Consider the following 15,246-nt stretch of genomic DNA (forward strand, 5'->3'; position numbering starts at 1 on the left):
TGCGAATCGCTAGAGGTCAATATTCGTAGTAGTCAATGTTTGATAATTCTGACGTGAGCGGTGATCGGGGGGAAAATTCTACCGAAATTCAGGAAGAAGCCCTCTCTGTCTTAGAAACCGCTCGTAAGACAGGCACCATTGCGATAGGGACAAATGATGTAACAAAGGCCGTTGAGCGTGGCGATGCTGAACTAGTTTACATCGCTGAGGATGTCCAACCTGAAGAGATCGTAATGCATCTCCCAGAGCTTTGTCATGAGAAGGAGATACCTGTAATATTCATTTCAGACCAAGAAGCAGTAGGTAATGCTGGTGGATTAAAGGTTGGCTCCACTTCAGCTGCAATTATTGATCCTGGAGAGGCATCACATGGATTGGCCGATTTGGAATCAGATTATAACTCGGAACCAAGTAGATCTACGGACCGTAGACGATCTGGCAGTGCTTCTAGAAAGAGTTCAAGGCAATCAGAGAGTTCTGAAGTGAACTATACTTTCTCAGGTTCAAATGATGAACTCATAGATCGTTTAAACGATATAAAAGAAGGAGACAGAGAGGGGAAAGACCACGATAAGAGTTCAACAAAAGATCAGTCCATCTCAATCACTGCTAAAGTAATCGAAATTCAGCAAGAATTCCCTGAAAAAGGCCACGGTGCAAAGGCTCGGTGTCAGTTACTGGATGGAGGATATGAAGGCTTCGTCATATCTACTACCGTAGACGAGACAACCAAGGAAGGAGACCAGATTCAAATCGCACAAGAAGAAGAATATGATATTGCAGACGATTGGTCAGACATCACAGCAAACGGTGTAGACCCGACCACATTCGAATTAATAGGCGCCGATTTTACCCGTTCAAATCTCCGTGATGCAAATTTTTCAAGTAGTGATTTATCCCATTCTTCTTTCAGAGAAGCGGATTTATCAAACGCAAATTTGTCCCATACTAGTCTCGTAGAAGTCAAATTAACGAATGCGGATTTATCCTCAGCAGATCTTTCGGATGCGGATCTCAAAGGAGCAAACCTCACCGATGCAAAATTAGCGAATGCTGATCTCACCAACGCGAATTTGAAAGGCTCGGTCATGGATGGAGCCAACATATCAGGTGCTAAGCTCGATCAGACGGACTTGCGTGATGTAGATTTGTCCGGTGTCAATGTGGCCTCTGCAAAGTTAAATAATATTGACTATTTAGACCTGAGTAGGTCACTAATTAATAGCAAGGGCATTCTTGATAAATCAAAAGGAGTAGATGTGGCAGAGATAATCATTCAAGAAAATCCAGAATATGCCCGTAATCTCGTTGACCCACTTGCAGAACTACTAACAAAAATTGAAATCCCCTCAGTGCAAATATCGATTTTACGGGCTTTAAAAACAGCAAACGACAATACAGTAGTGTCATTATCCAAGTTCGACGACATATTTGCTAGTATATTACGAGATGGGTCTGAATCTGTCCGTGAGGTCTTGGTGATTGAGCTATCTCCAATCCTAATTGAGGAACCGTGTGAATATCCAAAATCAATCAGTGCACTTCAAAAGATAGTGGAAGGGGGCTACTCAGAAGTGCAGCCGTATGCGGCGAAGTCATTAGCAGTTATTTTATTTGACTCGCCATCCGAGATATCAGATATTGATACCTTAGAAGAGAGTTTTCGAAGTCTTTCAGAGCATCCAGGGGTGACAGAAGAAGAGATGAACGAACTAATTGGGATCGTAGCTTCGACAAAGACGGGGGGTGCTGGAGGCTAGTAATTGATTATGCTTTTTCAAAAAATTAAATCTCTGATACTTAATGAAGGAGATCAGTATGAGGGTAAAGTTGACAATGAGCCGGTCAATTCTCAGATGGGGGCATCACTAGCTGATTTGAAATCATCTATGTCAGAACTGTCTACCCATCAAGTGGAGGCTGTTTTCGAAGAAATGCCCCACGAAACACGTATTGAATTTGTTTACCGGCCAGCGATTACACGAAATTGCTGGAGGAAATTCTACATCTATATTAACAATCAAGAAGAAGAAAAGTGGGGGTTAGATTCAAAATATATCCAAGTTGCACAAGGAGGTACAAGACAATGCATTATCCACGAATCAATAGCTGAACCACGTACCCTCAAACGTAATCAGACTAAATCTATAGCAAGATCACAGAGTAGTTCAGAAAGCATTAAGGGAGGAATCACAGGTGATGCAAAAGTTATAAAAGGTGATATAGAAGGGAGTGAAACCAATAAAGAGAAACAAACGACAAAGCAGGGGGAAGATGTGGGGGCTGAACGAAAAATATGGGAATGTGCAACCCTCGATAAGGATTGCCGAGCAAATCGTCGCGCTTTCATTAAATCGGGAGAGTACTATATGGGTGGTGGGCCAGTTAATGCAGAAGATCTAGAACGCGAATTTGAACGCGTCGTTAAGAAAGCACTAAGCGACGATGATGAAACAGAAACGGAGGCAGTGTAGTTGGTCATCAGGCTCGTAATAATTGGTTAGTTTAGCAAGATTCATTCGGAGTTAGTTCTTATAGGGGTAGATATCAGTGATTGATCGTAAAATTACACGGTTAGCAGTGTTTCAATGTCCCCTCGATCTCGTTTCGAACACTATTCAGTTCCTTTTCGAGGATATATAATCAGATGCTGAGTTTGTTCGAATGTTTATATATTTATTTATCTCCTGCTTAATTTATTATCTACCCTAACGTATTTGCTTCTATCAGCACACATTCCGGATCTGGTGGCTGAGTCGATAACCCATGTACAAGGACGGGCACCGGGGCGTTGCATTACTGCTGATGGTTCCACTAACAGGACTGTTCGGGATTGTCGGGTTTGGGATGACGATTCTTGCGGTGGCAGTCTGTCGGCTTCCCGATCTCGACCACGATTTCGGTTGGCTCCCACACAGAGGTCTGACCCACACGATTTGGTTCGCAGTGGGTGCTGGAGCAGTAACGACAGCTGGACTCTATGTCGGTCTCATCGGACTCCCTATTGAGATTCCAGCCTGGCCGCTCGCTCTACTCGCAGGAACTACCGTCTTCCTGGGGATCGTCTCACACCTGATCGCAGATGCCCTAACGGTCGGCCGTAGTGATCACGCAATTCGCCCGTTCCAACCACTATCCCCTGAACAACTCAGATTCGGTCTCGTTCGGTCGAACTCCCGCATCTGGAATGGAGCGTTACTAGTCGGTGGAATCGGGGCACAGATACTCGCACTGGGGCTGTTCTATCGGCCCTTCTGACGAAGGTGAATTTCGCGATTCAATTGAATGGCTCTAACTGTGGACTGAGGATCGTCATTGCTCGTCGTCGTCAGGAAGCTTCTGAAGGTTGGCACAGCCAGCGAGTCGTTCTCGAGCCTGATCGGTCGTCTCTATCTCATCGTAAATCGAGTCGTCCAGTTGATCGTACCACCGGCTACTCATACTGGGCATATCATCATTGAGGTCTTGCCGTCGCTGCGAGAGATGCTCGAACCTTTCCTGCATCTGGTCCAGCCCTACGCTTTCATCAGCTAATTTCAGTTCGACAAAATCACGGAAGTCATCGCGGAGTTTGAGGTAGGCATTGGCAGCCTTATAGTGATCTTCCGCTTTCTTCTGTGGCTTGGCAGCAGTCTTGTATCCAGACAGTACCGCGGTGGATATTGCTATCCCGATGAGAAGCATCTGTGGTGTCGTCTCCCACAGCAGCCCCACGGTCAGTGCGCCAGCGGCGAATGTAATGAGCCAATCCATCCGGCGCCCCCACGTCGCATACCAATCAGCCGCCTTGAAGTGTGCCTTTTCTGTCCAGAGGACACTATCCATCTTGTTTGCGGTCCGCTTCCGCAATCGTTCATGTGCGTCGTAATCAAAATCGTCACCTGTCACCGTAACACCCTAATCGGAGTTGAAGTCGTCCCCATGGACATCTTGCAGCTCTTCTTTCGCCTGTTTCGTCTTCCCTTCTTCCTTGAGACGTTTTGCTTCATCTAATTTCTCCCGAGCTTTTTTAGCTTGTTTCGCCGCTTTCCTACGGTCACTTCGGCTCATTCCATCGTCGACAGTTTCCTCGTAGACGGGTTCCTTAGTCCGGTTATTGACCCGATTCGGGAGGGTTTGGACGAATTCGCGGGTCATCTCCTGGTAGGTGTCGGGGACAGGTTCGCCGCGTCGGGCCTTCTCCTCAAAGTAGTTGTAGACCATCGTCTCCATGTGGAAGGAACGGACAGGGACATTGTTGGACTCAGCCCACTTTTTCATCGTCCGCGTCAAACCGGAGACCTTCCCGTCGTGTGCCTTGTCCCGTGCATCGAACATCTGCTTGTACTTCCGGGGATTCGTGCCCTGCCACGACTGCCGCCCATGTGTATCCGGAATCGCATAGCCATCACTCGCATCGGTGAACAACCCGAACATACCGCGCGGGTGATCGGCATGGGGGACTTCGCTGTACCGGAAGGCAGGCGCAATCTCAATAGTTGAGTCGTGGTATTTGACCTGGACAACGTTCTGGTCGACCTTCACCTCGGTCTCTGAGAACCGGGGATCGTTTTCGATACGACGTTTAATCGCGTTCAAACAGTTCCGCGGCCCGTTTTCCTGCTCGATCCATTGCCGGTGCTCGTCCGCATCGAGGACAATCATCACGTCAGCATCAGAATCCTCTCTGAGCGGGGCAGTCATGGTGCCGCGGGTGTAGGATCCGATCAGCTGGCTCTCCTCGATTTCCATGTCGTCGCTGAGAATGTCAACGAGCACGTCCCGCCGGTCAGAGATGGTCTCAGCTTGCCGGTCGGTGATTTCCGTTTCCTCGACGTGGTCCTCGTAGCAGTCTTCGACCTCGTCTGACTCCGGTTCGTTGTCGGGTTCTGGTTCAGGGTCGTCGGAGATCGCATCATGGAGGGTCTGCCCGGCACCGCCGGTATCGCCGGGTTCACGCCCGGTGTGGGAGTATGTCTGGTCGGTGGAGTTGTAACCGCCCCCCCATTTATGCAGTCACCTCCATTCCGCTTGACCAGGCCATGATCGGCATCTGTCCGTGTCCGAGCGCAGCGTTGATGTCGTCCTCCATCTGTGTGAAGCGTTCCTGTGATTGGCTGTATGGGATGTCGCGGAGCTGGACTTCATCGATCCAGCGTTGGCCTGCTGCCGCCACGATCTGTGGGGGTACCTGTTCGAGTCGATGGGGTGCTTGGAGACCGATGAGCAGTATTTGGAGGTGTGGTGCTTCGGAAACCACGGTCCGCAGGTCTTCCAGGAGTTGGTAGAATCCGATGTTCGCTGTGAAATATTGCGTACCGTAGAACACACAGTACCGGACACCGAGGTACTGGAAGACCTGGTAGCACAGGCGGCGCTCATGCGGTGTTTCGCCCTTGAGCAAGGGAATGACGCGGGTCGTCGTCCCTGCGAGTTTGCTGGCCATCCAGATCATTCCCTCTAAGCACTTGAGGACGTGCTTGCGCCGAAGCAAGGGGTCGTCATCTTTGTAAACGGGGTAGTCGCACGGGATATGGAATGCCGGTTGGAACTCCCGTACAAGGCGGAGTTCGTCATCCCAACCGAGGTCGGAGAGGACTCGGTCGTTGATCGTCGTGGTGGTAATCACCGTGACGTGGTCGCCGAAGTAGGAGTCGGCTGTCTCACCCTTGTTGACCAGTGTTTTCACGTCGGTGAGTCGGAGCAGGACCGTTAACTGGCAGGGGTGGTCCTGATGGAACTGGTCGTGGGCGTCCTGTCGCTCGATAAGGAGGACAGGCCCGGTGGGTGCGTCATCGAGCGATACGAGGTTGAATCCCTGGTTGTTTTCGATGGGGATCTGTTGGTGTGTCATTGGTAGATGTTACTCCTCGAGGAGCGTGGTCTGGTACTGCGGGTTGATGAACCGGGAGAGGACGTTGTCAGCCACGTAGCTCAACGCCTCCACCTGCTCCCGCATTGTCAGTGATTGTTCGTACAGGATGACGATACCGCGCTTATCGAACCCGACCGTGATTTCGGTGCCTTCGTTCGGCAGTTTGACCTTGACCTTGGAGACCGGTTCACCCTCATACCGGTCCCAGAAGTCGGTAGCTTTCAGGCTACGGCGGTCTCGGCCCGAGATCTGTTCAGGCTCCGAGCTCTGCGTAGGGTTGAGATCCGCCTTGACGATGTCGGGCGCCTGCTCGATAATCTTTTGCAGGGTGGTTTCCTCGAAGTCCAGCGTTTCGAGGGCGTAGCCCGGCACGAAGTGGTCTTCGAGGAATCCTTGGAGTTCGTTCTCAACATCCTTGTTGCAGTTCCCGATGGCAACGAAATCACCACCCAAGAACACAACAGGATGCTTCTCCAAGATCTTCGTCTCGTACTCACCACCCAGCGTCTCATACTCGAACTCACGCTCAATCGCGTACTCGAACCAGAAGACGTCGTCCGCCACACTGTCCAACGTCTCCGGGAGTGTTCCGCGACGCAGGTCCTCGTTTGATTCTCGTGCTGAGAGCTGTTCAACTCGTTCCTCGACGTTGTCCGTATCGAGGTCGTCGTGGGGTGTGGGTATCAGCTTGTAACTAGGCATGGAATTCTCCCTCCTGAGCAACACGCCGCTGCACAATCGGTTTCACCGGGGCATACACCCGGTAGAACGTTGACCGACCAGCCTTCTCCTTCTCTAATATATGAGTGTCCGTCAAATTCTGCAGATGGTACGAGATCGTGGACTTGTCCCGGTCCAGGAGTTCGACCAGTTCGGACGGTCGCCGCCCCTGCGGATGCCGAGCCAGTAAGATATGCTTGAGGATCAACAACTGCTTCTCCGAGAGATCATAGACGCGTTCCTCCACACCGTCTAAATGGAGCGTCTGCGCAGCAGCCTCAACCGCGTCGCCATCACCAAGCTCCAAGCCTTGGAGGAACGTCTCCCGCAACGTTTTCCGGAGGAACAGGTGGAACAAAGCCGGAATCCCGAAGCTGTACCGATAGATCCGCTGGTACAGGTCCGTCGGGAGCTCAACCGACTCCGTACTGAACGCCTCCATCGTCACCTGTAACGCCTCAACCGTGGCTGCCTCACCAAGCGGTGTTAGGGCAACTTCCTGCGATACGGGGAGCGTATCGGTGATTTCGTCCTTACACATACGCCAGCGCTCGGGCGTCCACGCAGTGATAACGAACGCATCCTCGACTCGGCTGCTAATCGTCTGCAGCGAGTGATCGATTCGCTTATCGCCGTCACAGTCATCAAGCAAGATGACCGCCTTCTCCAGATCGGCTAACTCCGCGAGGACATCATCCCAGTACGGCTCGCCCTCCTCGGTATCCTCCCCGAACCGGACTGCCGAATACTCCCGGTACGGCAACCCGATATCCAACTGGTCCAGCATATGCTGGATCGTTCCGAGGAACTGGGTTTTCCCGATACCCGTCACCCCCACAACGGGGATGTGGTACGGTCCTTCCCTTCTGGAGAAGAACCCGAGGAATTCCGCGACATCCTCGAGTTGGTCGTCGTGGTTCACCGCATACTCCGGCTGCTCCCTGAAATACTGCGCCACAAACGCCTCCGTGACGCGATCGGGGCGAATGCCTTGATCCTGGAGCCAGGCCTCGTAGTTGCTGATATCGCCCCGTTGACCGCGTTCAAATGCTTCTTCGAACCTATTCCGCTTATTGGAGCCAACCATGTATTCTCGAACTATATCCTTTTCCTTCAAACTATCGTACTATACTCCAACGTCATAAATCCCTAGGCCTACCAACAGGTTCATCACCCAGACACTCCGCAAAAACGGAATCAAACCAACCAGACCTAGAACACGAACTCGCCATTCAGAAACGCCAGTACAAATGATCCGACCACCCCCTTCGACAAGACCATAATTGGGTGATAAAAACCCTGTAAGAGACGAATGCCGCAGCATGCATCTGGATCTTATTGTGGAACAACCACAGTGGTGTGAGATGTAAACTCTCGGGCGTTTGTTCAATAACTCAGTATATGGGTTTCACACCGTAGAAAACCAGTCGGTATAGTGGACAGTGTCTCACTGGTCTCGCATGAGCCCTGACTTTGCAAACAAGTTTTGGTACTGGTAAACCGTCGGCGTTCGAGTGTCGGGACTCTCAACCGACATTTAAAAGCATCCACCACTTCCTTCTGAAGATACGCTGTGTAGCGGTCACACCATCCCTTCCAGCCCCAGGTGATCACAATGGAGCCGTTCAGGTCTAAAACCCATTAATTGCAGAATTCAATATCAGACAGGCTTCTCCCGCATGAATCGCATCCAGAACAGCGCGAAGATTCCGAGCACGAGCCATTCGATGAAGAGGATTGTATTCGAGATTGCAGCGTTGAGGTAGCCGAAGAGGTCGGTAGCCCCCGAAAGGAATGAGCTGGGCGAGACGCCATATGAGTGGGTCTCCAGGTAGTACTGGGACCGAGACTCGCGCCAATCATCGCCGGCGAAGTGAGCACGGACGAGCGTCCCTGAGAGAGGAACTGTCGCTCGTCCGTTCGCATCTGTCGTCACGTTTTGTACGCTGGCTCCATCGAGACTGACCAGTCGGTTCGGGATTGGGTTCCCGGCAGTATCAGAGAGGAATACCTCGGCTGTCCCAGCGCTGTGGTTCATCGTCACCGTGAGTCGTGACTCCTGATAGCGGACGACGCTCACAGAGGTATCGACGGGAAGTCCCCAGACATCGCCTGCTTGAGCACTCACCGTCTCGCCCATCGTGCGATCCAGGCTTTTCAGGATGCCCGCGTACTGGTCGTAGAGGTATGTCGGCTTCGTGTTCTCTGGGGCAACGATGGTACTCGGCAGTGACGCCGCTGGAACTGATCGGTTCTGAGCGACGTGCGTCGTCTCCCACCAGATTCGTTGGTCTGCGGTTTGTTCCGCGAGGACACTCACGTTCCCGGGACTCATCCGATACCGGAGCATCGCTGGATAGGCCCCGTTGTACGAATGGGAGGCTTCTACCTGAGTCGTTCCACCCTGGGTCCGCTCTTCGACGTGCGTATTCCGAGAGACAGAGTAGAATCGCCACGGCGCCGTGATGTACATCGTCTTTTCGCCAATCTGGATTTCGACGTCTTCCCATGCAGCTGCGCCAGCTGCGAGTCCCTGCTCGCCACTCCAATTGACGGCGACGATGTCTCGACCCGGTCGGTCGTACACCTGGACGTCGATGGAGAGATCGTCGCTGTTGACAGTCTCGATGGGGACCGAGTACTGGAGTTCGACCGTCCGGTTGACCGTTCGTCGGTTGTTCCACTCGGAACACTGCGCGCTAGAGACGCCGTAGTGAGTCTCCAGTTCGACCTCTATTCGAAGTGTCGCGGAGAGGTCGTAGTTCCCCGGTGGGAGCCGACGTGGTCGAGAGGTCGTGTAGTTCATCGTCGTCCACATTCCCGGTCGCGTTCGGTCGAGGCTGATGTTCCCCGCTGTGACGTTCACAATCGAGGCGTTCGAATCGATGAGTTGGTAGTTGGCCCAGCGGGTCAGGGGATAGGTATGGTTGTGAGTGACCGTCGTGTTGCCCTGCTTGTGGTGGTGGGTGATGGTGCAGGTTCCGCTCTCGCTGTAATCGGCTGGCTCCTCAATCCGGTAATCCCACGGGACGTAGGTGGTGAGCTGCCAGCTCGGGGTGACGTACCGACCGTCGTACCAGACACCGGGAATGACGTCGATGTTTCCAACGTACGCATCGCGGACGAGCGCATGAGTGCCCGGTTGCCACTGGAGGTTGACGTTCGCGCCGTCAGTGGTTGGGAATACCTCAATGCCGTTCTCTGTGGGGACGACGGACGTGCTTCGCGCTGCGGACTCACTGGGGGCCATCTCGGAGTGCTGAAGGAGCGATTCGATGATCTGGATCTTCCGCTCGATCACAGTGCTATAGTACGAGGAGAGGACGAGCGCCTCATCTGGATTCGTGACGGTGAGGTTTCCGTCGACGCGCTCGACGTCTGCATTGTAGACCGGGTTCCACCAGCCATTGGGGTGTCGGACTTCAACGGTGTACTGGCCGTCGTTGCTCGTGGCTCGACTCGGGTCGCCGGTATAGATCGGAAGAATGCGGAACTCGCCGTCCCACCAGTCCCGGAGGGTCGTCCACTGGTCACGGTACGGGACCTGAACGAACCCGTGGAGTCCGGATTGGTACATATCGGACTCGTTCGCGATGAGCAGTGCGTCGCGTGATTGGATGTTCGAGTCCCAGAGCTGGACCGGCTGGGTAACGACGGTCCGGTTCACTTCGGTGATCGTTCCGTTCTCGCCGTACTCGTAGACCTGAACGACACTGGATCCCCGCCCTGGGTCGGGATCGTTACTCGCCAACACCCGAAAGGTGTCGTCGTAGTCCTTCTCGACACCCGGCTCTGGACTGGGGATGATTAGATCGCCTGCCGCTGCCCCGATGACCGCACTGGAGACGAGAAGGAAGACGACGCCGGCGACGACGAGCCGTGTCTTCACGAGTGTCACAGGGAGACGAACGGGAGTTCGAGGTAGTCGTTTCGTGAATCGAGCTACTCGGCGTGGTTTTGAGAGGGACGAGCGGCCCTCACGAGACTTATCCGAGGACATACTGCAGGAGGTCCACGAACGTCCCGAAAGCGGTCCCAACAACGAACAGCCCGCCGCCTGACATCGCGAGTCTTCGACCCCAGGCACGGCGATAGAGGCTGTGGCTCCCGAGCCAGGCCATCACGCCCAGGACCAACAGGACGAGACCAGCGTAGACGAATACTGTCGCCGTCCACGGCGGGAAGTCAAGCATCGAACTGAAATCCACGACTGCGAGGATTGTCTCCGGACGCAACTGCTGGAATACGAAGAGAGACAGCCATCCGAGGTCGGTGAACGAGCCCAAGACATCACCAGCGACGTGGAATCGTTCGATTGGAATCGTCAGTGGCCCTGTAACGGGGAGCAGCAGGTCAGACAGGCGCTCAAGGAAGCCACCAGCGAACGGCAGCAAGAGGTGGAACTGGTGAGGTGTCAGCATGGTCGTCGCTATCGAGGAGGCTGTACCGCGAGAAAAGTCCTCTAAGAATGCGGAAGCCGCACGCTTGCGCCTGCCGCAACAGTGCGCTGTACGCAGGAATGATTAGCTCCGTAGATAGGATCTCCACCCTGCCCTGAGATTGATTTCACCACAGAACATTTTCTCTCGGACCTCCGCATCAAGCTCCTCGAACAGTTCCTCGAAAGCGTCCGGGGCCAGGTCGGGACAACTTGCCCCTTTTCGATACAATCGGAGATTCGGATGCTCATGATAATACTCTCCATCATCGTCCCTAGTCCATCGAAACTGTAGGTGACGAGTACTCTCACCCGGCAGGTTCTTGAAGATATCCGCTCCCCGTTCAGGAACGTACACGTGCTGAGCTTCCTTCGCTTCTAATTCAGGATACTCCTCATACACCCACTCGATTAGTGGTTCATAATTGACTTCTTCTCCTGAAAACGTCATCTCTCGAATGCTCTCCGGGATGGCTCCGAGTAGTGACGAAAAATACTCAGCACTTATCCAGCCAAAATTTGAGGTCTTATTACTATTTTCGTCAGTCCATCGAATTCGAAGTCCCAATTTCCCGTCCTCAAATACGCTGGAGTCACCGTTCAGTCTTTTGAGTTGCAGTAGTTTACGGTGCCCAGAGTCGGGATTGTAGTCAGAGATATCCATCTCTAGCTGCTCATATTCCAGATACCGTGCATATTCAGCTAGAAGATAACGATCTAATTTGGATAACGAGGCATCAGTAAAGAGTGAGAGACAGAAATCGTAGATACGTCTCCACTTGATTTCCAATCTTTCTGTGTCGTCCGTATCAAGGGAATGGGCATATCGATTCAGCTCGTCCTCAGTGAGTTTATCGGCTCCTGTTTTCACCTCCAGAACAATGATTGAAGAGCCATTACGGTGTGGGACATCAATGATTCCGTCAGGAATGTTGAAGTCCTTAACCTTATCCTCGTTATCTATCGTTCCCCCCATTCGAGAGATGCCAAGAACGTACCCCTTTTCTGAAGCTGTATCAAGCGAATCGATACCCCGCTGTGTATGAAATGTAACAGGGTCTCCTGCGGGTTGAGTCCTAAGTGTCCTCTCATCAGGGACTTGTTCTGCATCCTCATATACATCAAATACTGAAGGAGACATCTGAAAATCGCCAACGAATAGAGACAGAAAGTCAGCCAACACTCTTGGGTTGGTATCTTGCAGCAGTTTCAGAAGACCTTTTGTCGTGTTGTTTTCAAGTTGCTCCGCCTTGGTCTGTCCACTGTGTTGAAAAGTAAATATAGGGTCCCACTTTTCTCGCATAGGTTTCAAGATTGATTGCGTGATTATCAATCCACCAGGTTCTCTGTCATCTATACTAGAGCAGTATTGGATATACCCTTCTTACCCCATCATGATTAGAGCCCATCAGGGCAATCGGATTATTGCAGAAACCGAACGCTTGCGCCTGCCGCAACAGTGCGCTGTACGCAGTATTACGTCATACGCATTCCTGAAATAAACAAATGGGTTCCTCGCCGAGGAGTGGTGTGATGCACTACCAAACAGTACCCACAACTGGGGCAGTCCTGTCGCTCCCCACCGGCACGATGCTACCAGTCGTGACTGCATTCGAACTCTCGTTCCTGAGTGACGGCTCGCTCGCCGAGTGTGCCAGCTGAGGGTGGTGAGCTGAGAATGCCTGAAATCGAGATCCGGTTCAGAAACGAGACAGAGTACCACCGACTCAGAACGATCCGAGACAAGTACGGCGTGCAGTGGCGGGGCATGCTGATTCAAGGAGCCAAGCGACTCGAAGGTCGGGAGATCTGGTTCACCGATCAGAAGAGGGGTGAAGCTTCGACAGAACCCTTCCAGGGCCACGGGTCGGAACGGTCACACGGGCGTGAGAAGCGAAGGCGAGAGGAACTCACGGAGTCCAGCAGGCATGATGGTCCAGGTAGCTCTGCTGAGGACCACAACCCGGTTTCTTCGCTGTTCGATTCTCGAGGGTCACTGCGAACGCTCGACACCGGAGCACGTCACGAACGCCCATCGGTCGACGAGTTCAGTCCAGTTGAGGTCGAGCGATGAAGTCGACACGGATCATCATCAAGGACGACGAGCAGTTCGAACAGTTAGACGCGGTTCGTGAGCGGCACGGGGTCAACTGGCGCGGGATGCTGATCAAAGGAGCTGAACGGCTGGAAGCGGGCGGTGTGCTTCCGACCGAAGCAGAACTCTGTGACGGCGAGGAGGACGAGTAGATGCCCGACCCTGTGCCCGTTGCGAGCAATCTCCTGGAGTCGAAGTTCCTGGGCTTCTCGGTGAAGCGACTCGCAGAATCGCTGGCGATCCCGTTAGCGCCGTGTGCCGTTCTCTATACGGTTGGCTTCCCGCTGCTGTTCACCTTCCCGCTGTTCGTCCTCGGCATCGGGATAGGCGGGCTGATCTTCATGAAGACACCACCCGGACAGCGTCCGCTCAAGTACGCTCACGCTGTGTTTCACTTCAAGACAGGGTCGAACGTCTACGTCTGGCGGCATCCCGACCCGGAACACGGCGATCTCGGTATCGGAGTGACGCAGGATGAGTGGCTGACCCAGCCGCGACCAGCTGGGTGGGCAGAGCACTCCGTGAAGGATAGTGGAACAGATCTCGCCTACCAGGGTGTCCTCGACGCGACACGACCAGACCTCGATTCCCCGTCGACGGAGGACGACCGATGAACCCTGGGAATAGCATGGGGGGCGAGCAGTCAACGCTCGACCTACTCAACTTCGAGAACGTTCGAGATGGCGGCGTTATCGAGACGCCCACAGCCTACACGATGCTTGTCGAGATCGAGCCCCGCGAGTGGTTGACGCTCTCCGAAGAGCGTCGGACCAGCCTGTACATCTCGTACATGACGTTCCTCCGGGGCCTGCAGTTCCCGACACAGTTCCTGACGCTGACGACCCGGTTCGACGGCGACCGCTACCTCGAACGCTTCATCGGCCCGGATGCACTGGGCGCGCCAACTGGACAGCCGACAGCCATCCCAGCAATGGAGGATGAAGAGGCACCCGACGACGTCGTCGAGGACACTGCCACTGACGGTGGCGTCGCTTCGGCGGGTGTGGCTCCACAGCCACACATCGACCACGTCGCTGACTCGGCGCTCCTCGAATACGGGCGCGTGGCTCACGCAGAGTGGCTTGACCGAACGATTGCGCTCGCGAATGTCCGAGATCGTCGGTTCTTCGTCGCGGTCGCGGTCATGAAGGGAGAAGACGACGAGGGCGGTCGCTTCGACGCGATTGCGGATGTACTCCCGTTCGGAGGGGGTGCGAAGAACGTTGAGGACGAAGAGCCGTATCTCGACGAGGTCTGGGCTCGCGTTCAGCGTGTCGCCTCACAGCTCCCACGGACCCGCGTCGAAACCTCGATCCTCGATGACCGAGCGGAGGTCCTCGACGTCCTCTACCAGGTCTATCGAGGACAGGAGGCACCGATCTCCTTCGAGCATAGCGTCTTCACCCAACCCGATGAGAAGACGCAGACCGATCCAGCGACTGGTGATCCGTTAGATCTGGATGCGGCGTTTGATAGCGCCGATCGAGAAGAGGCACTGCTTGAACCAGACGAAGACGCTGACCCGCGTCCGGAGACGACGGGCGACCTCCCATATGGCGGACGAGTCCAAAAAGAATACGTCGAACAGGTCGATAACTCACGGATTCTCGCGTGGTACGCCAGAGCCGTCGGCCCCATTGGTCGAGGAACGAACTATCACTCCCCGCTGTCAGTGTACGCTGGCGTCGGACTGTTCGCTGCGAGCCTCCTGTTCGCAGTGATCGCGCTCGGGACGTTCCTCGGGAGCGGGCAGCCTGGATCTGAGTCCTACTGGGTTGTCCGCGAGGCCTCGTTCGGACTTGCGGCGGGGAGTCTCCCGACCTTCCTGCTGAGTCTTGCTGTCTTGCTTCCATCGAGCCAGCGTGCGACCATCGTGGGCTTCGCCGGCGTCGGCGTGACTGCTGTGGCAGTCTACCTGTTCAGTCAGGCGTATCCCTTCCAGTGGGACAGTACTCCGACGGCGTCGACGGCGTTCGTCGTCGAGGTGTATGCAGTCGGATTACTCCTCCTCGTCGTCGGTGTCGGCCTCGCCGTGCGCGGTCGCAGAAGCGTACTCGAACATTTCGAGGATATGAGCGAGCCCACGGACGAGAGTCGACACAACGAATCTCCGACGGAGGAGGCAGATGTCTGAGCTAC

Annotated in this window: 16 protein-coding genes and 1 pseudogene; 9 read left to right on the plus strand and 8 right to left on the minus strand. The window is 54.0% G+C overall.

The genetic code is table 11. From position 1 onward, the window contains the following. Positions 1-35 precede the first annotated feature (35 nt). From SG26_RS22055 to SG26_RS22240, 4 genes and pseudogenes are all read left to right on the plus strand, one after another. Positions 36-386 (plus strand): annotated as a pseudogene (locus SG26_RS22055) (ribosomal L7Ae/L30e/S12e/Gadd45 family protein); the annotation flags it as partial. Between the two features lie 96 nt (positions 387-482). Beyond that, positions 483-1,760 carry a pentapeptide repeat-containing protein gene (locus SG26_RS21730; protein WP_228841632.1) on the plus strand — a complete coding sequence of 426 codons (1,278 nt, stop codon included), beginning with the start codon at positions 483-485 and terminating at the stop codon, positions 1,758-1,760. Positions 1,761-1,769: 9 nt separating this feature from the next. Continuing rightward, positions 1,770-2,474, plus strand: a complete 705-nt coding sequence (locus SG26_RS21295) for a hypothetical protein (protein ID WP_154020824.1) — start codon at positions 1,770-1,772, stop codon at positions 2,472-2,474. A gap of 331 nt (positions 2,475-2,805) precedes the next feature. Beyond that, complete coding sequence (locus SG26_RS22240) at positions 2,806-3,258, plus strand: metal-dependent hydrolase (RefSeq protein ID WP_369804318.1); 453 nt, start codon at positions 2,806-2,808, stop codon at positions 3,256-3,258. A gap of 54 nt (positions 3,259-3,312) precedes the next feature. Here the strand turns inward: SG26_RS22240 and SG26_RS19080 are convergent, their stop codons facing one another. The 8 genes from SG26_RS19080 to SG26_RS19115 all read right to left on the minus strand — a co-directional run bounded on the left by SG26_RS19080 (position 3,313) and on the right by SG26_RS19115 (position 12,315). Continuing rightward, a complete protein-coding gene (locus SG26_RS19080) occupies positions 3,313-3,825 on the minus strand; it encodes an SLATT domain-containing protein (RefSeq protein ID WP_154020825.1) in 513 nt (170 codons plus the stop codon). Positions 3,826-3,897: 72 nt separating this feature from the next. Further along, entirely contained in the window at positions 3,898-4,995 is a 1,098-nt protein-coding gene (locus SG26_RS19085; protein WP_369804319.1) for a CBASS oligonucleotide cyclase, read from the minus strand. Continuing rightward, entirely contained in the window at positions 4,988-5,833 is an 846-nt protein-coding gene (locus SG26_RS19090; protein WP_050038524.1) for a hypothetical protein, read from the minus strand. Before SG26_RS19090 ends, SG26_RS19085 begins: the two co-directional genes overlap by 8 nt. A gap of 9 nt (positions 5,834-5,842) precedes the next feature. Then, positions 5,843-6,556: a hypothetical protein gene (locus SG26_RS19095; protein WP_050038525.1), complete on the minus strand. Its 714-nt coding sequence runs from the start codon at positions 6,554-6,556 to the stop codon at positions 5,843-5,845. Continuing rightward, entirely contained in the window at positions 6,549-7,691 is a 1,143-nt protein-coding gene (locus SG26_RS19100) for a winged helix-turn-helix domain-containing protein (protein ID WP_058990909.1), read from the minus strand. Before SG26_RS19100 ends, SG26_RS19095 begins: the two co-directional genes overlap by 8 nt. 543 nt (positions 7,692-8,234) lie before the next feature. Then, positions 8,235-10,472: an Ig-like domain-containing protein gene (locus SG26_RS19105; protein WP_050038527.1), complete on the minus strand. Its 2,238-nt coding sequence runs from the start codon at positions 10,470-10,472 to the stop codon at positions 8,235-8,237. An 88-nt stretch (positions 10,473-10,560) separates the two neighbouring features. Beyond that, entirely contained in the window at positions 10,561-10,995 is a 435-nt protein-coding gene (locus tag SG26_RS19110) for a hypothetical protein (RefSeq protein WP_050038528.1), read from the minus strand. A gap of 102 nt (positions 10,996-11,097) precedes the next feature. Next, on the minus strand, positions 11,098-12,315 hold the full coding sequence (locus tag SG26_RS19115; RefSeq protein ID WP_154020827.1) for a hypothetical protein: 1,218 nt from the start codon (positions 12,313-12,315) through the stop codon (positions 11,098-11,100). Positions 12,316-12,545: 230 nt separating this feature from the next. On the opposite strand from SG26_RS19115, the gene SG26_RS22060 reads away from it, so the two are divergent. Genes SG26_RS22060 through SG26_RS19130 form a run of 5 tightly spaced genes read left to right on the plus strand, consistent with a single transcriptional unit; the run spans position 12,546 to position 15,241 of the window. Beyond that, entirely contained in the window at positions 12,546-12,674 is a 129-nt protein-coding gene (locus SG26_RS22060) for a hypothetical protein (protein WP_255355561.1), read from the plus strand. Between the two features lie 16 nt (positions 12,675-12,690). Beyond that, positions 12,691-13,086, plus strand: a complete 396-nt coding sequence (locus tag SG26_RS19120) for a hypothetical protein (protein WP_058990907.1) — start codon at positions 12,691-12,693, stop codon at positions 13,084-13,086. After that, on the plus strand, positions 13,083-13,259 hold the full coding sequence (locus SG26_RS21300; RefSeq protein ID WP_154020828.1) for a hypothetical protein: 177 nt from the start codon (positions 13,083-13,085) through the stop codon (positions 13,257-13,259). Before SG26_RS19120 ends, SG26_RS21300 begins: the two co-directional genes overlap by 4 nt. Next, complete coding sequence (locus SG26_RS19125) at positions 13,260-13,721, plus strand: hypothetical protein (RefSeq protein ID WP_050038531.1); 462 nt, start codon at positions 13,260-13,262, stop codon at positions 13,719-13,721. Continuing rightward, on the plus strand, positions 13,718-15,241 hold the full coding sequence (locus SG26_RS19130) for a hypothetical protein (RefSeq protein WP_154020829.1): 1,524 nt from the start codon (positions 13,718-13,720) through the stop codon (positions 15,239-15,241). Before SG26_RS19125 ends, SG26_RS19130 begins: the two co-directional genes overlap by 4 nt. Positions 15,242-15,246 lie beyond the last annotated feature (5 nt).

Origin of the sequence: Haloarcula sp. CBA1115, from assembly GCF_000827835.1 — an archaeon.
Taxonomy (GTDB): Archaea; Halobacteriota; Halobacteria; order Halobacteriales; family Haloarculaceae; genus Haloarcula; species Haloarcula hispanica.